Annotated in this window: 19 protein-coding genes; 11 read left to right on the top strand and 8 right to left on the bottom strand. The window is 62.5% G+C overall.

What is annotated here, in order from left to right; translation table 11 throughout:
* The first annotated feature begins 366 nt into the window (after positions 1–366).
* From ACCAA_RS20475 to ACCAA_RS20465, 3 genes are read left to right on the top strand one after another with little or no spacing between them, the layout of a single operon-like run.
* Positions 367–681, top strand: coding sequence for a PEP-CTERM sorting domain-containing protein (locus ACCAA_RS20475; protein WP_186409101.1), 315 nt, complete (start codon positions 367–369; stop codon positions 679–681).
* A gap of 10 nt (positions 682–691) precedes the next feature.
* On the top strand, positions 692–1,132 hold the full coding sequence (locus ACCAA_RS20470) for a hypothetical protein (RefSeq protein WP_186409100.1): 441 nt from the start codon (positions 692–694) through the stop codon (positions 1,130–1,132).
* Complete coding sequence (locus ACCAA_RS20465) at positions 1,129–2,295, top strand: CaiB/BaiF CoA transferase family protein (RefSeq protein ID WP_186409099.1); 1,167 nt, start codon at positions 1,129–1,131, stop codon at positions 2,293–2,295. Before ACCAA_RS20470 ends, ACCAA_RS20465 begins: the two co-directional genes overlap by 4 nt.
* Positions 2,296–2,414: 119 nt before the next feature.
* Here the strand turns inward: ACCAA_RS20465 and ACCAA_RS20460 are convergent, their stop codons facing one another.
* The 7 genes from ACCAA_RS20460 to ACCAA_RS20430 form a co-directional block, all read right to left on the bottom strand.
* On the bottom strand, positions 2,415–2,858 hold the full coding sequence (locus ACCAA_RS20460) for a PhaM family polyhydroxyalkanoate granule multifunctional regulatory protein (RefSeq protein WP_186409098.1): 444 nt from the start codon (positions 2,856–2,858) through the stop codon (positions 2,415–2,417).
* Positions 2,859–3,059: 201 nt separating this feature from the next.
* The gene (locus tag ACCAA_RS20455) at positions 3,060–4,160 is read right to left on the bottom strand and encodes a transglutaminase-like domain-containing protein (protein WP_186409097.1); all 1,101 of its coding nucleotides are present in this window, start codon (positions 4,158–4,160) and stop codon (positions 3,060–3,062) included.
* A gap of 9 nt (positions 4,161–4,169) precedes the next feature.
* The gene (locus ACCAA_RS20450; RefSeq protein WP_186409096.1) at positions 4,170–4,688 is read right to left on the bottom strand and encodes a TlpA family protein disulfide reductase; all 519 of its coding nucleotides are present in this window, start codon (positions 4,686–4,688) and stop codon (positions 4,170–4,172) included.
* Positions 4,689–4,903: 215 nt separating this feature from the next.
* Positions 4,904–6,346, bottom strand: a complete 1,443-nt coding sequence (locus ACCAA_RS20445) for a lipopolysaccharide biosynthesis protein (protein WP_245754707.1) — start codon at positions 6,344–6,346, stop codon at positions 4,904–4,906.
* Positions 6,347–6,410: 64 nt separating this feature from the next.
* The gene (locus ACCAA_RS20440; protein WP_186409094.1) at positions 6,411–7,205 is read right to left on the bottom strand and encodes a tetratricopeptide repeat protein; all 795 of its coding nucleotides are present in this window, start codon (positions 7,203–7,205) and stop codon (positions 6,411–6,413) included.
* A 14-nt stretch (positions 7,206–7,219) separates the two neighbouring features.
* Entirely contained in the window at positions 7,220–8,152 is a 933-nt protein-coding gene (locus ACCAA_RS20435) for a sialate O-acetylesterase (protein WP_186409093.1), read from the bottom strand.
* A gap of 23 nt (positions 8,153–8,175) precedes the next feature.
* Positions 8,176–9,231: an acyltransferase family protein gene (locus ACCAA_RS20430; RefSeq protein ID WP_186409092.1), complete on the bottom strand. Its 1,056-nt coding sequence runs from the start codon at positions 9,229–9,231 to the stop codon at positions 8,176–8,178.
* A 59-nt stretch (positions 9,232–9,290) separates the two neighbouring features.
* Here ACCAA_RS20430 and ACCAA_RS20425 point away from each other — a divergent pair, with 59 nt between their 5' ends.
* From ACCAA_RS20425 to ACCAA_RS20390, 8 genes are all read left to right on the top strand, one after another.
* Complete coding sequence (locus ACCAA_RS20425; protein ID WP_186409091.1) at positions 9,291–9,464, top strand: hypothetical protein; 174 nt, start codon at positions 9,291–9,293, stop codon at positions 9,462–9,464.
* 115 nt (positions 9,465–9,579) lie between these two features.
* Positions 9,580–10,188 carry a MotA/TolQ/ExbB proton channel family protein gene (locus tag ACCAA_RS20420; protein ID WP_186409090.1) on the top strand — a complete coding sequence of 203 codons (609 nt, stop codon included), beginning with the start codon at positions 9,580–9,582 and terminating at the stop codon, positions 10,186–10,188.
* Positions 10,189–10,203: 15 nt separating this feature from the next.
* Positions 10,204–10,620 carry an ExbD/TolR family protein gene (locus ACCAA_RS20415; RefSeq protein ID WP_186409089.1) on the top strand — a complete coding sequence of 139 codons (417 nt, stop codon included), beginning with the start codon at positions 10,204–10,206 and terminating at the stop codon, positions 10,618–10,620.
* Positions 10,621–10,645: 25 nt separating this feature from the next.
* The gene (gene lpxK, locus ACCAA_RS20410) at positions 10,646–11,704 is read left to right on the top strand and encodes a tetraacyldisaccharide 4'-kinase (RefSeq protein ID WP_186409088.1); all 1,059 of its coding nucleotides are present in this window, start codon (positions 10,646–10,648) and stop codon (positions 11,702–11,704) included.
* Positions 11,685–11,861, top strand: a complete 177-nt coding sequence (locus tag ACCAA_RS20405) for a Trm112 family protein (RefSeq protein ID WP_186409087.1) — start codon at positions 11,685–11,687, stop codon at positions 11,859–11,861. The genes lpxK and ACCAA_RS20405 overlap by 20 nt, the downstream gene beginning before the upstream one ends.
* A 16-nt stretch (positions 11,862–11,877) precedes the next feature.
* Complete coding sequence (gene kdsB, locus ACCAA_RS20400; protein WP_186409086.1) at positions 11,878–12,642, top strand: 3-deoxy-manno-octulosonate cytidylyltransferase; 765 nt, start codon at positions 11,878–11,880, stop codon at positions 12,640–12,642.
* Between the two features lie 131 nt (positions 12,643–12,773).
* Entirely contained in the window at positions 12,774–13,427 is a 654-nt protein-coding gene (adk, locus tag ACCAA_RS20395) for an adenylate kinase (protein WP_186409085.1), read from the top strand.
* Between the two features lie 103 nt (positions 13,428–13,530).
* A complete protein-coding gene (locus ACCAA_RS20390) occupies positions 13,531–15,954 on the top strand; it encodes a sodium-translocating pyrophosphatase (protein WP_186409084.1) in 2,424 nt (807 codons plus the stop codon).
* A 630-nt stretch (positions 15,955–16,584) separates the two neighbouring features.
* Here the strand turns inward: ACCAA_RS20390 and ACCAA_RS20385 are convergent.
* Entirely contained in the window at positions 16,585–21,609 is a 5,025-nt protein-coding gene (locus tag ACCAA_RS20385) for an NACHT domain-containing protein (RefSeq protein WP_245754706.1), read from the bottom strand.
* Positions 21,610–21,811: the final 202 nt, after the last annotated feature.

The raw sequence follows: 21,811 nt of genomic DNA, 5'->3' as shown, positions 1-21,811 counted from the left end.
TCGCGCAGAGCTCGGCAATCTCCGCGGCGCTGAACACGCGACCGCAGTGCACCCATTCCCCCGCATTCGTTGCAACCATCCCGAAACCTCCGGCTGAAGCGCAGATTGATTACGCTCCACCTATCCTGCCAGAAGTCCGCCCGGCTGTCTAGCCCCCTTGTGCGAAACCTTTTTCTTGCTACCCACCGCCAGGCCTTGAAAATACGGGGTTGGAGCCCTCATGCGTCAGGGCTGTCAATGCCGACGCCGTTGAGCGCCTCTGGCTACGTGGTGACGCGACCTGACTCGGAGATTCGACAAATCAGCGTGGCCAGATTCTTGAGCGCTAAAACTCCAAGCAGATGAGTCAAGTTCTTCGCGGCAAGCTTGACTGCGCTGAGCATCACGGTCGGCAGCGACGTCATCACGCTCGACCCGTCTTTCCAGACCTTCACCTTCAGCGATCTGACCAATGTCAGCTCGGTCACGGTCAGTTTCGATCCGAGCGACGGGTATCTGTCGGTCGACAACATCGTCTGGCATGATGGCACCTCAGTGCCGGAACCGGGAACGATCGCGCTCATTGGCATGGCTTTCGCGGGTCGAGACGACGTTTTAAGGAGAGTTACTGATCAACAAGGAAGACTTCATCGCGGCGCTGATCACCTCTTTGCTGCTGGCTTCTGCCGCTCTGGCGGATGAGGCGGCGCCAGTGGCGGCCTCGCTGGCCGTGCTCACCGACCCGCAAGTGGGCGACTGCGTCGTCTTTCGCGAAGGCGGCGTGGGCCTTCTCTTGCTGACGCCTGTTTACTGGCTGAAAGGTTCGGTTGCCGGTGTTTCCCGCCAACAACGCGTGATTCGCGCCTGCCCCCGGATCGGCAAGCAGGCGTCCGCCTATACGCCTGCTGACCACGCGCGCCTGGCGGGCGCGATGCCTTGCGTAGACGAGGGTGGCGTCACCGCCGACGGCGCCGAGCTGCGCGATGTCATTCGCGTTCAAGTGGCGGTCGCTGACTGGGAAACGCCCTGGTCACATCAGCAAGGCACCACTGGATGGCTGTTTCGCGGGCAGTTTCTCAACCAGACACTGAAAAAGGGGGGAGTAATCGACATGGATGTGACCTGGCTGGTGCCGTGCGAGGCGGGTCGATGATCGGTGGTCCGTTGACCGGTGTTCGCGTTCTCGACCTGACCCGCCTGCTTCCTGGCCCGGTTGCCACGCTGCACCTGGCCGACCTGGGGGCCGACGTGATCAAGATCGAAGATCACGCTGCCGGCGACTATGCGCGCATCCTCGGCGACGGCCCCGATGGCGTCAGCGTGTTCTATCGCAGCGTCAATCGCAACAAGCGCGGCCTGCGCCTCGACCTCAAGCAGGCGCAGGGACGCGACGTGTTCCTGCGCCTGGCGCGTACCGCCGACATCGTCGTCGAGGGCTTCCGGCCAGGCGTCAGCGACAAGCTCGGTATTGGCTACGAAGCGCTGCGGGAGGTTAATGCGAAGGTTGTCTATTGCGCGATCACTGGCTATGGACAGACCGGGCCGCTGGCTTTGGTGGCCGGACACGACCTCAATTACATCGGCTTTGCCGGCGTCCTCGATCAGATCGGCGTGGACGGAGGTCGGCCGGCGATTCCCAACCTGCAGATCGGTGATTTGCTCGGTGGCGCGATGACCGCCGCGATGGGAATTCTCGCGGCCCTGTTCGATGCGCAGCGCAGCGGGCAGGGGCGCCTGGTTGACGTCGCCATGAGCGAGTCCGTCCTGGCGCACAATCTGTTTCCGCTGTTCGCTCTGCAGAACGAGGGTGCCGTGCCGCTGCGTGGTGGCGATCTCCTGAGCGGCGGCGACGCCGGCTACGGGGTCTATGCCACGGCTGACGGACGCTACATGGCGGTCGCCCCGCTCGAGCAGAAATTCTGGTGTCTCTTCTGTGATGCCCTTGGGCGCCCGGACTGGAAAGCACTGCATGGTGCGCGTGGCGCAGCCGCGGCCGCCTTGCGGCACGAACTGGAGATGGTGTTCGCCAGCCGCAGTCAGGCCGACTGGCAGGATGTCTTTGCCGGCGTCGATTGCTGTGTGACACCTGTGCTCACCGTGGCCGAGGCCCTCGAGCATCCGCAGTTCATCGCGCGCGGCATGACGGTATCCGCTGACGGGGTGACCCAGTACGCGCCGCCGGTCAAACTCTCCGGCTGGGTCTTTGCCGTCGAGCGCGCTGCACCGTCGCCGGGCGAGCACAGCGAGGAGATTCTGCGTGAGGCCGGCTTGAGCGACGGCGAGATTCTTGCTCTGCGGCAAGCGTCGGTCATCTGACGTGCCGCAGCCCGCGAGGATCCTCCCCGCGGGCTGCGGCACGCCGATGCAGGCACTCGCCGACCGCCGTCTGTTCCGTTCTTGTGGGCAGTCAGGCGGCGGAATCGTGCTTGACCCTGCTAGGTCTTGGGCGCGTCTTCGCTCGAGGCCGCTGTTGCCGCCGCGGCGGCTGCCTGCTGCATCTGATCCTGCATCTGCTGCAACAGGGTCCATGGCCACATCGCCGCTTGCTTGAGCGCTTCATTACCGCCGGCCGCCAGAGGACCCGCGGACTGGCTACCGTCGGTAACCGCCGCGCCAGTGCCGAAACCACCGGTCATCTGGCCCATCGCACGCACTGCGTTGAGCGTCACGCATTGCATCTCGAGACCCTGAATGGTCATTTGCAGCATCGATAGATTCATTTTCAGCCAGTTCTCGACAGCCTTGAGATCGGCTACCTTCTTCTCGATCTCGGCGACATCGAGCGTTGGGGTGACCATGCCCGGCAGCGACATGCCCATGCCGCCCCACATCTTGCGGGCGAAGCTCAGGGGATCGGTCAAGGAATTTTGAGTGGACATCGTGTGTCTCCAGTGGTGGTTGTATCGCTCATGGTAGCAAAGTTTTGCCGCTTTCGGCGTATCGCGGCAGGTTTGAGGGTGCGACTGAAAGTGCGCGTCGTGGCAAGATCCGTCGAGATGTGGCCGTCGGTCGGGTTACGCTGCGCCAACCCGACCGACGATCTTGCCCAAGCCGCTTGGACCGTTTTACCGCACACTTCTTCAGACCGTGACCTCGCGCGAGGTGATCCTGTAGCGGAAGGTCTCGGGATCGAGGCTGTCGAACCGGCCGGCGGCATTCTCCCCCTGCGGATACATCAGGAAGGGAATCCGGGGGCCGGTCGACCCCGGTAGCGCCACGTCATGGGCGACATTGTAGGCCAGCCAGTTCATCTCCCAGGCGCCGAAAAGTCTCTCGCGAACGGCGACAACGACCTCGTCCTGGAGCGTCAGACCAGGTTTTTCTTCCAGCACGACCTTGCGCACGTCGGCCGGATCGACAGGTAGCCAGCCGAAGCCTGTCAGCCATACTTCCGCCCGACAATGTTGCGCCTTGCTGATGTCGACGCTTTTGCCCAGGCTCTTGTAACCAAAACGTGAATCGGCGATCCGAATGCCATAGACATCACGTGCGGGGACGCCAGAGGCTCGCGCGAGGCCAACGTAGAGGGCGTTCAGATCGGCGCACTTGCCCGTCAGATCGCCGGTTTCGAGCATCGCGCGGATGTCGCCGGTACCGCAGCCGCGCGTCTTCGGATTGCGCGCGGTTTGGTCGACGATCCATTCATAGATTGCCTGTGCCTTGTCCAAGTCGGTCCGGCTGCCGCGGGTGATCTCCGCGGCGGTCTTCCTGACGATGCCGTCAGTGGGCAGCAGTTCGGTGGCTCGCGTATAGAGCTTCGCCGTGGCCGGGTCGAGAGCCTGCACCTTGCCTGGTTGATGGAGGTCGATCGCTCGGTCGCGCGTCGCAAAGCGGCTCGTCACCTCGATCGCCGGCGTCGCTTCGCCGGCCTCCCAGCTTGCCGCCAGCATCAGCACCCCGTAAGCAGGATCGCGAGACACCTGGGCAGTCGCTGCATTACCTTGCCACAGGTTGCCCATGGTCCTGATCCAGGCCGCCTCGTCGACCGACGGTAAGGGCAACCAGACGCGGGTAGCACTGTCGGTCCTGGCCAGTTCGGCGCGCGTGGTTACCTCGAAGATCCGCCAGCCGTTGGCCGGTGATGGCTTGAAGGGGCTGTCGGCGGCCTTGGCCGCGGGCGACAGGCTGAAGGCGCTGGCGCCCAGCAGGGTGGCGGTTTTGAGGAAGACGCGACGATCCATGGAATTCTCCTAGCGGGCTTGTTTGAGCAGTTGTTGAACATGTTGGCCGACAGCCGGCGAGTCCCAGTCAATGGCGCCCTGGCCGCGCAGTCGAATGCGATGCCGACGATCGAGCACCGCGGTGCCTGGCAGGACGTGGGCGCCCCAGGCGCGGCTGATAACTTGCTCGCGATCGTCGATGACCGGCAGTTGAATCGCGTTTTCCGAGAGGAATTTGTTCGTCTGGCTGAGCTGGTCGGCCACAGCGACGGTGATCACGACCAGGCCCTGATCACGCCAGCGCTCGCTCAGGCGCTGCAGCGAGGGCATTTCCTCGCGGCAAGGCGCGCACCATGACGCCCAGAAATTGATGATCACCGGGCGGCCCCCGGCCGCCGTGATGAGGGCATTCAGGCGACCGTCGGCCGGGTTCGGCGCTGCTCTGGCGGGCACCACGGCCAGTTCGGAAGCGTAGATGACGCTGGTGCTCGATCCGGGCCCGCTGGCGAGCATCAGTCCGGTGACAAGGCTGCGGATGGGCCACAGCAAAACCCTGCGCGGCAGGAGCGCATTCGGTTCGATCGGTTTCTCCCGGTTTCGATGACTGTCGCGAGGCGGAAGCCCCCGCGACCTACGATGCGCCGCTTGGCAGCGCGCTTCAATGGCGGTAACTCAGACCGCCGCAAGTCCGATTGTCGCACACCTTTTCCCCGGTCGGTCGCAGATCACCCCGCCGCCAGCTTGCTCAGCGGGACGCCCAGCGCTTATGCTCGCCGTGGTGTATTTCTCAGCTTGTCAACGATCAACAGCACCTCGGCCCAGAAGGGATGATTGCAGACCTTGAGGGCGAGAAGCCAAACCAAACCTGTGGTCAGGCTGCATCCCATGAAGACGGCGAGATAGTTTGCCTCGGTTTGCTCGATGAACAGGGCGACCAGCAAGCTTGGCGATGCCGCGACGATGGCAACGGCCGCACTTGGGAGGCAGGCGCGCACGACTTCGTTGAAGCGGAGCCCAATGATCTGGTGAAGAAAGCGGTGCGAGGTCACGGCGCCGCCAAGTGCAGCCACAGCCAGTCCCCAGCAGGCGCCAGGCAGGCCAAAGGGGAAGACCAGGGCAAGGCTCGCGAGGCGCATCCCTTGCACAAGGAACTGCAGTTTGTTGCTTTGATCGACTCTACCTTCGGCGATCATCACTTCCGCCGCCAGCCAGTAAGGAAGCTCAAGCACCGCCACCAGGCATAAAATTTTCGCCAGTGGCACGGCCGGCATCCATTGGCCGCCATACAGCAGTCGGATCGCCGAATAGGCGATGAAGCCGATGTAGATGAAGAAGGGCCAGCCGATTCCGGTCAGCAGGGTCGTTGCCTTCAGATAGCCTGTTGCCGTCCTTTGGCCGGCGCGTCGCTCTTGCGCAAAATAAGGCAGGCAGATGGGTATCGCCGCGCGAAGTACCGACCGGTTGAAGATCTCCATCAGCCCGTTGGCGCGGCTGAAGAACGCCACCGAAGCCATGTCCAGCGCCCGGCCAATGACCGCTTCCGGCGCGCTCCTGCCGATCTGCCCAAAAAAATAGATGCCCAAGGCATGCTTTCCGAAGCGCACCACGGGGCTCATTCCCCTGAAAGAGGGCCAGGACGGGAAGTCCTTGGGGCGCGCAATTACCGACACACCGACCGTGACGACGACCCCGGCGAGTCCTGCCCATGCCAGACTCAGATAGCTGAACCCTGCCAGAGCGCCGGCCACTGCCACTACGAAACTGGTGATATTGGCCAGCAGACTGGCGACAAAGATCGGGCGGTAGTTCAGTTGTCGGCGAAAATAAGCCATCGTCACCGCGCCAAAAGGAATCAGCAGGAAGTTGATGGCTTGAATGTGCATCACATCCGCGACGCCGGGCTGCTGATAGAAATCCGCTACAGCCGCACTGGAGAAAAACATCAGGGCAGCCATCAGCCATGACACCATGATGTTCGCCGCGAATGCCGCCCGGATTTTTTCCGTGGTCAGGTCTTTTTCCTGAATCAGATATTCGGCGACACCGAAATCGCGAAAAGTGCTGGCGAGCGCAGTCAGCACTGCGGCCACGGCAAAAATCCCGGTCTCCGTCGGTGTCAGCAGTCGCGAGAGAATCAGCGTACTGGCCAACTGCAAGGCGACGCTCAGGTAGCTGTCGGCCAGAGAAAAGGCAAGGGAGGTTCGCACAGATTTCAAGGGAACCTCGGCAGCGTTGGTAGATTGAAGCTGAAGCGCGGTACTTCGGCGCTACTCACTCGTCGGTGCCCACGGCCGGCGGAGCCGCGTTGACCGCCTTGTCAGGAAGCGCTTCTTCTTCAGGTTGCGCTGGTGTGCTGGCCTCGCCAGGAGGGCTTTCCGACGCCTTTGGTCTGACCTTGGGAACGATCTCGGAAGGCTTGCCACCGAGCAGGCGATACTGCTCAATCAATACTCGGGAATTCGGACTGTACTCTAGGCCTGTTTTCACCAGTTGTTTTGCCTCAGCCCGTTTGCCGGCGTTGATCAGAACTTCTGCCCAATGCGAGTAGGCCGGCCAGTAGTCAGGCTTGAGTGCCCGCGCCTTGGCAAATGATTGGTCGGCTTCACGATAACGGACAAGGCGAACCTCCACCTCGCCCAGCCGGGTATGGAGTTCCGGAAGTAGAATGAAGTTCTTGGGGGAGTTCTTGACCACATAGCCATAATCGGCGCGAACGGTCTCCAGGAGATGCTTTCTTTGCTGCGACGTGGTACTGCTGCGCAGGGCGCGTTGTAGATTGATTTGCGCCCAACAATAATGGTGGACAGCCCAGAAACCATCGCCCATCACAGCCACCCATGGCTTCTGCAGGGGCGACGGGGCTCCACGGAAACCACCCGCAGCCTTGCCGAAACTCTGCGTATAGGGGCAATAAATCGGGATTAGCGCCATCTCCTCATCGGTGATGCCGTCGGGCATGGCGGTAGCGATGCTCGCCGTAGCCATCAGTGCTGAAGCGAGCGTCAGACGTCGCAACGCGATTCCAGGCAAGTATTTCCGCAGGCTTGTTCTCAACATTTCGATCATTCCTGTGTGCTCGGTTAGTGGCGCAGCGAGGCATCGGGGTCAGGGCCTGCCCTGGTGACCGACGCGGATTGTGCTGCGTTTGCCGCCACCCGATCAGATGTCGGGGCTTGCCGGACTGGCGGCATGGACCTGGAAACCTCGGCGTTGATCGACACGGCCCACATTTTAGCCGCGCTAATGAGTCCATCGGACGTGAAGTGACATCCATCGCGGCGAAATCCTTCACCCGCCAGGACGTCGGTATCGGGACCGAGGCGGAAACGACGGTCAGCGGAGGCCTTGGCGGTGATCGCCCTGCGGATCGCGTCATTCGGGGCCGACCGGCAAATCGTCGACAGCGCCAGGATGATCGGTGCTTTGGCGCCGGCTTCATGAAGCAGCGCTGCCAGCCGGTCCAGTCGCTCGGCATAGTCGTCGCTGCTCGTTCCAGCGCGGGAGTCGGCTTCTCCCTGCTGCCAGAGCACGAAGTCTGGCAGCAGGCCCAGGCCGAGCAGCGAGGCGATCTGTTCCACCAGACGCTGGCGCAGTGGACTGTCCGGCCGGGTCCACTCATCAATCGAGCTTGCGTCTACGCCGAGGACGGAGATGACGATCGGTCGTTCGCTTCGCTGCTCTCGCAAGGCTGCGGGCAGGCGTTGCCAGATGCTGCCGCCATCGCCTGTGCCGCCCGCCAGAGGGTCGACCGCTTGGCTGCACTTTCCTTCGGCGACCAGGGTGACCGCTTCCACGTCACGGCGGTCAAGAGAACCATGGTTGGCTGCGTTCGATTGTCCGAGTGCCAGTAGCACCAGCGGACGGCCTGAGACAACGTCAGCGCAGGAAATTCCTGTTTCGCTGCCCATGCGTGCGATCTGTCCCAGCCTCGCGGCAAGTCCGGACACCGGGCGCAAGTGCTTCTGGAGAATCAACAAGGCGACCGACGCGCTGGCGATGACCAGTGTCGTCACGAGCCACTTCGAACCACGACCAATCATTTGGCAAACGCGAGTCGGTTACGGTAGCGGGTCCGAATCCAGAGCAGGGCAGGTTGCTCGACCCAGCGGGTAATGGCCGTCGCCAGAGCGAGGCTTGTCGCGAGTACGAGCAGGATCGTGGCATCGGTGGGCACGCCCAGCGCCTGCAACTGCAGTTGCAGGCTCCAGCCGATGTTTTCATGGAGCAGATACAGTGGATACGAAATCGCGCCCAGCCAGACGAAGAGCCGATGCCGAAGCAAGGCGAGGCGTCCGTTTGCGGCCAGAAATACCAGGCTGGCAAGGGCAATCGCCAGCGTGGCGATGAACAGCGATTCGGTCAGCAGCAGCGTCAGGATAGCGCAGCTTGCCGTCAGCGCAGGTGGGCGCCACGAAGCGCCGCCGTGGCGGCTGGTCGCGAGATAGATCGAGATCCCCAGGGCGAACCAGGGGATGAAGGTCAGGATCAGGATGCGGTAGACCGTCCAGGGAAGCTCGATGCCGAAGTTTCGTTGCCCAAAGAAATTAGCCAGTCGCAATGCCAGGAGGCCAAGCAGGACGTGGTGTACCTTGCCCAGGCGCCGCAGGCAGAAGAGGCCGAGCATTCCGCAGTAGAAGAGCAGTTCGACTTCAAGAGTCCAGTAGACACCGTCAACGTGAGGAATGCGGAACAACAATCCGTGGATCATGACCAGGTTGCCGAAAGCAGTGGCCAGGTCCACGAGTTTGCCTGGCAAGCCCAGCAGGTGAGTGAGCAGGAAGGTGAGAACGATGGCTGTCCAGTACGCCGGGAAGAGGCGGCTGAACCGCGAGACGACGAAATCCATTGGCTTCGAGGTTTTTTCCAGGGTCATGAAAATGACGAAGCCGCTGATGATGAAGAATAGATTGACGCCGTAGTGGCCGCCAGAAAAGGAAATGGCCGGCGGAGGGCGGTGGCCGAAAAGTTCGTCAAAGCGGGCGGTGTAGTGGAACAGCACGACCGCCAGGGCAGCCACACCACGCAGCGCATCGATCTCGACGAGCCGGCTGATTCGGGGCTTCTGGGCTAACTCCTGGGCAGTACGTTGCATGGCAAGGCCGGCTTGGCTCGGGACGGAACCTAGTCTAACCCAACGGCGTGGCGGGGGAAATGATTAAGGCCCTTCCGGACCAGCGGAGCAGGGCCAAGGCCCTCTGCGCCAGCGTGCCAGAAGCTCACCGCCTGCCGCTGACGGTGGCGGCCGTGCCGTCTTTCGCCCGCTTTGCCGGCGAACCGGAAAAAGCGTTCCGCGATGAGTACTTGGCCGTTTCGCCAACAGGCTAGCGGCCCCCTTATCCACAGGTTTTGTGGATAAGGGGGCGACGACGAACTGCGGGGCTTGCTGCAAACGGCGGCGCAGGCTAAAGTGCCGGCCTGTGAAAATCTCTCGGGAGAGCACGTGTTTTCCATCCTGCAGGCTGCTGGCTGGCCGATCTGGCCCTTGCTGATGGCGTCGATCATCGCCGTCGCACTGATCATCGAACGTCTCGTCGCGCTACGGCGGGTCAAGGTCGTTCCGCTCGGACTGCTGCAAAGGGTGGTTGCCGAATACCGACAGAACGGTGCCGCCGTCGAGATGATCAAAGACCTGGAGGCAAACTCACCGCTCGGGCGCGTTCTTGCCGCCGGCCTGCGCAACGTCGGCGCTTCGCGCGAGATCATGAAGGAAGCGATCGAGGAAGCGGGAAGCGTGATTTCGCACGATCTGGAACGTTACCTGACGACGCTGGGTACCATCGCTTCGATCAGCCCCTTGATGGGCCTGTTCGGTACGGTCGTCGGGATGATCGAGATCTTTGGTTCGCAGGCGCCAAGTGGCAGCAACCCGATCCAGCTTGCGCACGGCATCTCGGTGGCCCTGTACAACACCGGCTTCGGTCTGCTGATCGCCATTCCGAGCATGATCTTCTGGCGACATTTCCGCGCGCTGGTAGACGGTTTCGTGATCGAAATGCAGCAGCAGGCGGTGCGCCTGGTTGAGGTCCTGCACGGCGAGCGCAGGTCCTGACAGGAGATCCGGGCGATGAACTTTCGACGCGGTCGCAGCGCTGATGTCCCCGAGATCAACTTGATTCCGCTGATTGACGTGCTCCTGGTAATCATCATCTTTCTGATGCTGACGACCACCTATGCCAAGTTCTCGGGTCTGGAGATAAACTTGCCGACCGCTGACGCCAGCAAGCAGGCTGAGCCGCCAAACGAGGTCAACGTGGCGGTGACGTCCGCTGGGCAGGTGCTGGTCAACAAGGCGCCGCTCGCCACGGCCACTGTCCAGGCGATCAGTGAAGCGCTGCGCCGTGCTGCCGGTGATGCCAAGGAGCCGGTGATCGTCATCAATGCCGATGCCAAGGCAACGCACCAGAGCGTCATCGACGTCATGCAGGCGGCGCAGGCTGCCGGTTATCCACGCATTTCCTTCGCTACGCAATCGCCGCACTGATGGTCGGCATCCCTGGCCGGCACTAATGGACGTCTTCGGCCTCGCGCAGCGCCTTCCCCGTGTGTGGTACGAGCATAGTCTGGTGCTTGCGCTCTGGCCGCTGCTACCTCTTTCCTGGCTGTTTGGCCTGCTCGCCGGCCTGCGGCGCGCTTCATACCGCTACGGAGTGCTGAGCTCGCATCGCTTGCCGGTGCCGGTGATCGTCGTCGGCAACCTGACCGTCGGCGGCAGTGGCAAGACCCCTCTGGTGCTCTGGCTGGTTCGCTGCCTGGGTGCATGTGGCTGGCGACCGGCAATCATCAGTCGCGGCTACGGCGGTAGCAGCGAGCAGGTGCGCTTGGTAGCGGTCGACTCGGACGCTTCGCTGGTCGGCGATGAGCCGCTCTTTCTCAGAAGGCGTAGCGGCGTGCCGGTCGTCGTCGGCCGCGACCGCGTCGCCGCTGGGCGAGCGTTACTGGCAGATCACCCGGAGTGTGACGTGATCGTCTCCGATGACGGCCTGCAGCATTATCGCCTGCAACGTTCGGTCGAGCTGGTTGTCTTCGACGGCCGCGGTGCCGGCAATGGCTGGCTGCTGCCCACCGGCCCCTTGCGTGAACCCTTGCGGCGTCTTGCGGGCGCTACGGCGGTGGTGTGGAATGGCTCGCCGGAACCGCGTCTGGTTCATGCAACCGGGTTACTGCCGCAGTTCGACATGCGGCTCGTCGGGCAGCGCTTTGTCGCCGCCAGTGGAGCGGAGCGCTGCTGCGATCCGGATTCTCTGCGCCACTCCCTGGGCGACCGAAAACTCCATGCGCTGGCCGGTATTGGCGACCCCAGTCGCTTCTTCCAGCACCTTCGGGACCTGGGGTTGGAGTTCGAAGAGCATCCGTTTCCGGATCACCATCGTTATAGCGCTGCCGACCTGGCCTTTGCCGACGACGGCGTGCTGCTGATGACCGAGAAAGATGCCGTAAAATGCGCGGCGATGATTACCGGTGAGGCCTGGGTGCTGCCGGTAGAAGCGCTGATCGCTACCTCGCCGGGAGGTGTTGGTCTGTTGGCGACAATTCTGGAGATACTCGATGGACGCACGCCTGCTTGATATTCTCGTCTGCCCGATTTGCAAGGCCAATCTCGAATACCGCAAGGCCGAGGCCGAACTGGTGTGCAAACCCTGCCGGCTGGCTTTTCCGATCCGCGACGGCATTCCGATCATGCTTCAGGACGAAGCCCGCCCATTCTCCGCCGCTGAAGTCTGACGGGCCCGCCGCCACGATGCGCTTCAAGGTCGTCATTCCCGCGCGCTACGCGTCCACACGCTTGCCAGGCAAGCCGCTGCTCGATCTCGGCGGCAAACCCATGGTCGTCCGGGTGGCCGAGCGTGCGCTCCTGTCGGGTGCCGACGAAGTCCTCGTGGCCACCGATCACGAGGAAGTGCTCGCCGCCGCCGAGCTTCACGGTCTGCGGGCCTTGCTGACGCGGGCTGATCACGCCAGCGGCACGGATCGCCTGGCCGAGGTGGTCGACAGGGCCGGTTGGAGTGACGACACGATCGTCGTCAATGTTCAGGGCGACGAGCCGCTGATCGATCCCGCGTTGATTCGTCAGACGGCAAGCTGCCTGGCAGCGAGCGGTGCTGAGATGGCTACCGTTGCCCACCCGCTGGCCGACGCCGCAGACTTTTTCAACCCGCACATCGTCAAGGTGGTCTGCGCGGCAGGCGGCGACGCGCTGTATTTTTCGCGCGCACCGATTCCCTATGCTCGTGACCACTTTGCTCGCGAGGCGGGCGGCGAGACGCTGCCGCCCGCCATGCCCGCCTATCGGCATGTCGGGCTTTATGCGTATCGTGCGCGCTTCCTGCGTACCTATACCGGATTGGCGCCGTCGCCGCTGGAAACCATCGAGGCTCTCGAACAGTTGCGCGTGCTGTGGCATGGCTACCGGATCAGCGTGTCGATTGCCGAACGCCTGCCCGCGGCCGGCGTCGACACCCTCGAGGATGCACAGCGGATGCGGGAATGGTTCAAAAACGTTTGACCGTACGCACATTTGCGGGTAAGTTGCGGCCTGTTAAGCACGACAGTGTGCTGATGAGGTTCCCTACTGGAAGCGCAAGTACTTGAAGCGCTGGATAAACTGCTCCACTCAATTCTCTGCGAAGGCCCACTATGAAACTCATACTGCTCGGCGCGCCAGGGGCCGGCAAAGGCACTCAAGCCCAGTTCATTCGTGAACGATTTGGCATTCCGCAAATCTCGACCGGCGACATGCTGCGCGCTGCGGTCAAGGCCGGAACACCGCTCGGCGTGGAAGCGAAAAAGGTCATGGACGCCGGTGGCCTGGTATCGGACGAGATCATCATCGGCCTGGTCAGCGACCGCCTGCAGCAGGCTGACTGCCAGTCCGGCTACCTGTTCGACGGTTTCCCGCGCACGCTGCCGCAGGCTGAGGCGATGAAGGCCGCCGGCGTGGCCCTCGACTACGTGCTCGAAATCGACGTCGCCGACGAAGAGATCATCGAACGGATGAGCGGCCGTCGCGTGCATCTCGCCTCCGGCCGCACCTATCATGTTCGCTTCAATCCGCCCAAGGTCGCCGGCAGGTGCGATGTGACCGGTGAGGACCTGGTGCAGCGTGACGACGACCGCGAAGAGACGGTCATGAAGCGGCTGCAGGTCTATCATTCGCAGACCAAGCCGCTGCTTGAGTACTACCGCGCATGGGAGGCCACGGGTGATCCGCGGGCGCCCAGGTGCCGCAGGATCGCCGGCGTGGGCAGCGTCGACGAGATCAGGATGGCCGCTTTCGAGGCTTTGCAATAGTCTGCACTAGCCAAATGGTTTTTTCGTAGTTCCGGTGCGGGACAAATCCGACCCAAAGGGACTCACCAGGGGGTCTGGGTAACTTTACAGAGGGAGGTTGCTGATGTCGTCATATCTTGTTTTCGCGCTGGTCTGTGCGCTCATTGCAGTGCTTTACGGGGCTGCAATGACGAAATGGATTCTGTCGTTGCCAGCCGGCAACCCACGTATGCAGGAGATCGCCAAAGCCATTCAGGAAGGGGCTTCGGCTTATCTAGGCAAGCAGTACACCACCATCGCGGTAGTCGGCGCCGTGCTTTTCGTGCTGATCTGGTTTGCGCTCGGCAAGTTGATGGCTGTTGGCTTCCTGATCGGCGCCGTTCTTTCGGGGGCCACCGGCTTCATCGGGATGAACGTTTCGGTACGCGCCAACGTCCGCACCGCCGAAGCCGCGCGTAGCGGCATTTCCGCGGCACTTGACGTGGCTTTCAAGGGTGGCGCCATTACCGGCATGCTGGTCGTCGGTCTGGGCCTCCTCGGGGTGGCCGGTTACTACGGTTACCTCAAGAGCACGGGTGCCGACTTTCAGCATAGTGTTGAACCGCTGGTCGGTCTCGCTTTCGGTGGTTCGCTGATCTCGATCTTCGCCCGTCTTGGCGGCGGTATCTTCACCAAAGGTGCCGACGTCGGAGCGGACCTCGTCGGCAAGGTCGAAGCCGGCATTCCGGAAGATGATCCGCGCAACCCGGCGGTCATCGCCGACAACGTCGGCGACAACGTCGGCGACTGCGCCGGGATGGCTGCCGACCTCTTCGAGACCTACGCGGTGACCGTGGTGGCGACGATGGTGCTCAGCGCGATGATGCTCAAGGGCGTCGCCGCTGCCAACGACAACCTGATCGTCTATCCGCTGGTCCTTGGTGGGGTGTCGATCATCGCTTCGATCATCGGCTGCTTCTTCGTCAAGGCCAACGATGGCGGCAAGATCATGAACGCCCTTTATCGGGGCCTCGCCGTCGCCGGTATCCTGGCGTTGATCGCTTTCTATCCGATTACCACCATGTTGCTGGGCAGCGGCGTCGTCCTTGCCGACGGTACGCTGATCAGTTCGATGAGCATTTTTGGTGCCGCGGCGATTGGTCTCGTGCTGACCGGATTGCTGGTCTGGATTACCGAGTACTACACCGGTACCGACTTCTCGCCGGTCAAGCGCGTTGCCGAGGCCTCGACCACCGGCCACGGGACCAACATCATCGCCGGCCTCGCCGTTTCGATGAAGGCCTGCGCGCTGCCAGTGCTTTCCGTCTGCGCAGCGATCTACATCACCTTTGCGCTCGCCGGTTTGTATGGTATCGCCATTGCCGCAACGTCGATGCTGTCGATGACCGGCATCATCGTCGCTCTCGACGCGTACGGGCCGATCACCGATAACGCCGGCGGTATCGCCGAGATGTCCGGTCTGCCCAAGTCGGTGCGTGATGTGACCGACCCGCTCGACGCCGTCGGCAACACCACCAAGGCGGTGACCAAGGGTTATGCCATCGGCTCAGCGGGCCTCGCTGCCCTGGTGCTCTTTGCCGATTACACGCACGCGCTGGAAACGAATTTTGGCGGTAGCCTGCGCTTCGACCTGTCGGACCACATGGTCATCATCGGTCTCTTCCTCGGCGGCCTGATCCCTTACCTCTTTGCCGCCATGGCGATGGAAGCGGTGGGTCGTGCGGCCGGTGCGGTGGTCGTTGAAGTGCGGCGGCAGTTCAAGGAAATCAAGGGAATCATGGAAGGTAAGGCGAAGCCCGACTACTCGCGCGCAGTCGGCATGCTGACCACCGCGGCGATCAAGGAAATGATCGTTCCCTCGCTGCTGCCGGTGCTCGTCCCGGTCCTCGTTGGCCTGTTGCTTGGCCCCAAGGCGCTCGGTGGGCTGTTGATGGGTACGATCATCACCGGCCTTTTTGTGGCCATCTCAATGACCACTGGCGGTGGCGCGTGGGATAACGCCAAGAAGTACATCGAGGACGGGCACTTTGGTGGCAAGGGTTCCGAGGCCCACAAGGCCTCGGTGACTGGCGATACCGTCGGCGACCCGTACAAGGACACGGCGGGCCCGGCGGTCAATCCGCTGATCAAAATCATCAACATCGTCGCCTTGATGATCGTCCCGTTGATGGTTCCTGCATCGGTCGCCAAGCCGGTTGCTGCCGCCGCCTCGGGGCCGGTTGTTGCGGTGGTGATGGTGCCGGTAGCCAAGATCTATTTCGCCATGGGTTCGGCTGAACTGCCAGCCGATGCCGGCAAGACCTTGGAAATGGTGGTCGCCCATGCCAAGGCCAATCCGAACGCCAAGCTTGCCATTGCCGGGTTCCACGATACGAGCGGTGCTCAGGCCGCCAACGAGGAAGTCGCCAAGAATCGAGCGAAGGCCGTACGCGAGGCGCTGAAGAACGTCGGTGTCGCCGAAGACCGCGTCGAACTGAAGAAGCCCGAGGTCACCACTGGTACGGGAGATCCTGCCGAGGCGAGGCGCGTCGAGGTCAGCGTGCAGTAACGTCCGATAGGGGCGGCTACACCGCCGCTATCGGCGAAAGACAAACGGGCCGCTCTGCGGCCCGTTTGTCTTGGGAGGAGGGAATTGGAAATCCATATTTGGAAGCGAACTGGCGGTCAGAAATGTTTCATGGTCGTTCCCAGGACTTCTGTCTGATGCCATGTGGAAGGCGGCTGTTTGCAAACGACCCAATCCCGCCGTTGGGTACTACGGGGTTCCAACGGCAGGTAACTGAATCGAGCAGTCGTACAGCTCGATCTCCCACCGACAGCGCGTCGGCCATTGCAGCCATTCGCCGACAGGCTTGAATACTTCAGCAATGTGAGCGATATCGGACGTTAGCTAGAAAGCAGCAGGTCAATGGTCATGATCCACAGCATGTAAGTCGACCAAGGACGAACCTGCCCGGATTTCCTAGGTGCTTGTTGTCGATTCGTACGCATCCAGAACCAAACAGCACATCGCCACAATCCTGCTCGAAGCTGGGGCGATATCGGGCGACTCCTCGGCAATCAATAGCTGTCGTTGTTCCGCCTCATTGCGGGCGGCGCTCCGAGCGCATGGCGTAATTCGTTGAGACAGCCCACGGCGCATCTTTCAGCGTGTTCCTTGGCAAGAGATTGGCGAGCGTCAGGCGGCCGGCGTCACGAAATCGTCCCGCATCCTGAACGCGGCGGAAGAACCGCTCTCGACAAGAACATCGAGCACATACAGGATCGCCTCGCGCAGGGCCGGATCGCGCTTGAGTTCCAACGGCCGTGCGTAGACATGCCGTTGGAGAAGAACTTCGAGCATGAAAACGGTGTTGGATTCGCGCAGCATGTTGGCGGGATTTCCGCGTCTAAGCGCGTTCGCGATGCGCACAAAGGCAGCGGGCATGGAACGTTCGCCGATGTGATAGAGGAAACGGACGTAGCTGTCCAGCACGATCCAGACCGGCGGCAGCGCGTCGAAGAGCGCGTCGACGTTGTGGGCATAGCCTTCCAGGCTCCGCCAGTGCCGCACGTTGTCCTTCCACCACGCAGTCAGGAAGATCGTCGACAACACTTCGCTGCCGTGCGGATGCTCCCTGTCCAGGTGCGCGACCCACTTAGCGCGCTTGACTTGCACGGCAAACAGGTTCCACAGGAACCAGTAGTGCGGTGTATTGGGATTGCTGTCCTCGCTGGTCGTGAACCCCTGGATGACGTTGTGGACCTTGCGTGGATGCCGGTCGACAGCGTCGAGAATCGGCTGGAGGACTTGCTCGGCATCGGCGTCTGACGCCCGCATCGCAAATTGCTGAATTCGGTCGGATATCGCCTGCTCCCTGTCAAAGTTCCTTTCGCGCCGGTCGGGAGAACGATCGTGCTCACGGTTCCAGCACTCCACCAGGTCTTCGCTGGCGCGTAGGTGTGCGGCCACCGCCAGAGGCTCGTTCGGCACCTGGCCGAGGATCGCGAGAACCTTCGCGTTCGCCTCGGCTCCGAATATCTCGGTGATGTCGAACCTGACGTGCGCATCTGCGGCGATTTCCCCCTCGGTCCAGAACCGCTGGCGGACGTCTTCAGCCGCGGCGGCGGAGATCGAGTCCGGCGTGCGCCGCTTGTCGTAGCGCTTCTTCTCCTCGGCGTTCCAGTCACGATCGGCAAGCGCGGCCTCGGTCGCGATGGCGTTGACGGCGCGCAGGGCAAGGGCGGGGTTCGCGGCCCAGAACTTGTTGTCGATGCCCCAGGTGGCGTACGAGCGTACCTCGTCGATCGGATGGGTCACAGCGGCAATAAAGGCCTGGTGCACGCGTGGCGTCTGGGTTTCTGTCAGGGCCTTGGAGAGCAACAGCGGCACGACGAATGCACACGGACGATCCGCAAGCATCGAAAATCGCTGTAAGCGGTCGATGGTTCCCCACTGGTTCGCGTGCATTGAGATTTCGGAGCAGATGACATCGATGCACCACTCCTTCTCTTCCGGCAACATCTCGTCCCAGTGATCGCGGACGCAGACGGCGGCCACAAATCCCGGAGCGTTGCGGCTGTTATCCGGATGTTCCGCTGTGCGGTCCATGCCATTGGCACTTGCCAGCTTCTCCCGCCACAGCGCAGGGTCGGCAGAGCCGGCCTCGCGCTGGTAGGTCTGGAGGCCCCACATGTAAACACCCAGCCGGGCATTCATTTCGCCCAGGCTCTTCGTGCTTTCGTCAATGAGTTGCTGCACTTCCGGAGCGGGAGGCTTGGGTTCGAGGCGGATGTAGTTCTTCGGAGGCGCCTCGCCGTCCCTCGCCGACGTCTCGTCCGCTGCTGGCTGGGTATCGGCCACGTCGTACTGCCGAAAGTCCATCCGATGAAGGGCAAGCTGCCATGTGAGGTCCCGCTCGTTGCGCTTGTCCGGCGCGGGCAGTGCCGCGATGTAGCGGTCGATGATGGCGTGAACCCGCGGGGCCAGAGAGCCCAGTTGCAGGTTTGCGATGGCCGCTTCAAGGTCGTGCTTGCGGTGCGGCAGCGCGTTCGACTTCTTCCGCTCCTCTTCGTAGATCTTGTTTTCGGCGCGGAGGGTCGGAAACAATCCCGTGAGGCTTGAAGTCTGGTGCTCGCTGGCCATGCGGCTGCGATCGATCTCGATGTAGTCCTGCACCGACAGCAGCACCAGAAGGGCCTCGCCTGACCGGTGAGGATGAGCGGTCGCCACGCTTGCGACGACGGCTGCGAGCGCGGCGGAATCGCTGTGCTGGAGGATTTCGAGCAGCACCGCGTCGAGCCCCTCGGGATGGGATTTGGCGTAGTCGAGCAACCACTTCTCGAAGGCCATCAGCAGCGACTGGAGCGAATAAGGCCCGACGGTCATGCCGCGATACAGGCCCCAGAGGCGCGGGTTCACCCATTGCTTTCGCGTGGTCCCGTTTGCAAACGTGAGCTCGACCCCCCAGGCGGGTTCGAGGCGGTCACGGAGACGCGGATGCGCGTACCACCCGGCACTGTGATTGAAGACCTGGATCAGGAAGTCGAGGCCCCTTCTCGGATGGTGCGTGAGCAGGTTGATCCACGGCCCCCGGAAGGCGCTGGCAGGGAAGAAGTCATGGCGCAGGTGTTCCTTGATGCCGAAGAAGAGGTCAATGTCGATGGATGAGCGGCCATAGGGTTCCGCGCGAAGATATTCCTCCGTGGCGAGGAGGGTATCCAGTGCGACGGAGATCAATAGGTCCGGCAGGTCGCGCGCGGCGGCCGCACCGTCGAGGCCCGCAAGGAGGATGTCGCGGAACTCCTCGGCGACGGGATCGCGGCGGCATCCTTCCCTGATCTGCCCGCGCAGGACGGCTTCGAAGCGCGCGGGGTCGGCCTTCGGGATCTTCGCAATCACCTTCAGAATGCGTTTGCGCGTGTCTCCTCCTCTGTAGTGGTCAAAGCGCGGGAGGAGCCAATGGGCAATGCCGGAAACAGGTTCGGCCCCGTCGATGTCAGGTGCCCACCAGCTGACGCCGCGCACGGCATCCTCGATCAATGCGAGAAGCAGCGGTGCGTCTTCCGGTCCGAAGCTGCCGATGCTGCGATGCACCAGTCTCACGACTGTTGCCCAGACCGCGCCTTCCGGCACGCTCAGGATCGAGCTGTGGCCGCGCACGTCGGCAAGCCACGCGGGCGACGTCACACAGGCGACGCGCAGGAGGTGGATGACCCTCCTGAGGATGGCGCGGTCATTGGCGAGCAGCTCGGCCTCGTTCCGCGTCAGGAATTCTGACGCCGACGGTGCCTTGAGCAGCGAGACCAACGTATCGTCGCGGAACTGGGCGGGCACGTCGGCCTGTGCGATGGCCGCGCTGAACAGCCGGTCCGCTGCGGGTGCGTCGCGGTCGACCAGTTCGGCAACCCACTTCCGGTACGAGCGGCGCACCGCAGGATGCGGCCCTATCGCTGACGACAATGCCTTGAACGCCGTCTCATCCGTGAGGTGCTGTTCCTCGATCCATTGCAGGATGGCCCAGTCCTCGAGGACGTCGTGCGCCGTGGCCACGAGCAAAGCATTGGTGTCGGGCGAAACAACGACGGAGTCCTGTTTGAGGAGGGCGATGGCGGCGGCATTGAGTCCCGTAGCTGGCACGTAATCCGACAGGGCACGCGCCCTGCGCACCGCCAGCTCCTGCAAAGCTACTTCGCGCAGGCGCGGCATGCCGTCGGCCGGATTCTGGTCCGCGCGCACGATCTGCCGCCAGAAGACGGCGCGGAAATCGCGCTCGTTCTCCGGAAGCGGACGTCCCGCATCCCACGGAATCTGCAATGCCTTGTCGATGAAGTACGGGTTGCGCAGGATCTCGCGCAGGGCGGGGTTGTCGAGCGGCACTGCCAGCGACGGAAAGGCGGCCTGGATCTCCTGCAATTCGGTGTCATCAAGCGGCGGAACTTCGATGACCGCGTGATCAATCCCCGCCGCCTGGAGAAAGCTTGCCTGCACCTGCTCCACGGAATAATCGCGGCAGGTGATGAGGATACCGAGGCCGTTGTCGCCCTGGGCGAGCGTCATGAGATCGCTGAATGCGTCGCGCGTCGGCTTTTCGAGCAGGCGTTCGACGCTCTCGATCACGAGGACCTTGCGGCCCTGCGCGCCGAGGATGGCCTGAAGCTCGGTGGCTCGCGCCGGAATCTGGCTGTTGTGGAGCGTTTCGTCGATGTGAGCGACGGCGAATTCCTCCACCCGGAACCCGAAGGCGAAGAATTCGCGGGAGAGACAGGCTACCGCTTCCTTCCCGATGACGGATTTCCCGCTGCCGGCTGGCCCCGTTATCAGGACGACCTGCTTCGCCTCGATGGCCGCAAGCACCTTTTGGACGATGCCGGCGCGCCGCAGGTGGAAGGCCGGCCCGATCGTGGTGCGGATCTTCCGCAGCACGAAATCAGTGTGGTTCTTCAGTGCCGTCAATACGCGCTGCTCGTTCGCGCCCACCTCGCCGTACGCCTGGACGAGAGCGGCTGGAAGGTCGGCGCGTTTCAGGCTCCGCGCGGCCGGTCCGGCCTCGCTCGCGAAGGCCAGAAGGGCGTCCCACGCGGCCGTCGCGCTCGCGACAGGATCCGGATCGGTTGACTTGAGGGCGAGCAGCGTCTTGACGTGCGCCTCGGTCTGGCGCGTGGAGGTGTGCAGGTCGAGGCTCAGGACGTGCAACACGCGCAGGAAGGGCCACAGGTCTATGGCAGTGACGGGCGTCCCTTCCAGTGTGCTGACGATCTCGCAAAGCTCGTTGCACTGATGGACGGACTTCTTCGAGATAAAACCGTCGAGGGACAGCCGTCTTTCGAACTCCTCGCCGTCAGCCGCGCCTCTGGCGCAGTCGAGCAGCCCGACGAAATTCTCGAGGAGCGTGTTCGTGCCGCGCAGCGTCACTAGAGCAAAGCGGTCGTGCTGGGGATTGAAAGGGTCGGCCTTCTTGAAATCCTTCCAGAAATCGCCAATGGCCTTCTTGCATTCGTCGTCGGCAGCACTGATGGTGAAGCTGCGCTTCACCTGCCCGACGAGCCGCGCAGTCGCCGCGCCTGCGCGCGCGCAGACGACGAGGACGTCGTCCGTATTGAAGCCGAGATGCTCAGTCTGGAAATGGACTTCGGTGACGCCGGTATCGCTCAGGATCGGCGGGATGCTACGGACGAGCAGCTGAGCTAGCCAGTACGCTGCGACGTGCTGTTCGAAGAACACGCCCTCACCGCCGGTGGAAATCGGACTTGAAACTCGCTTCTGACTTGGGCCATCCATGCAATCCACCAAATGTTTCACTGTTTCGCTAGTCGGGAAAAGCCGTTCAAAGCCTAGTTTGATGATCGCATCATGCTAGCGGTTGCACGGCCCATCGGATGATTCCATTGATCAGGAAGAGTAGCAAGAACGCTTGATGTCTAAT

Source organism: Candidatus Accumulibacter aalborgensis, assembly GCF_900089955.1.
Taxonomy (GTDB): Bacteria; Pseudomonadota; Gammaproteobacteria; order Burkholderiales; family Rhodocyclaceae; genus Accumulibacter; species Accumulibacter aalborgensis.
Note: the sequence above shows the minus strand (reverse complement) of the source record. Positions and strands in the feature narration are given on the sequence as shown.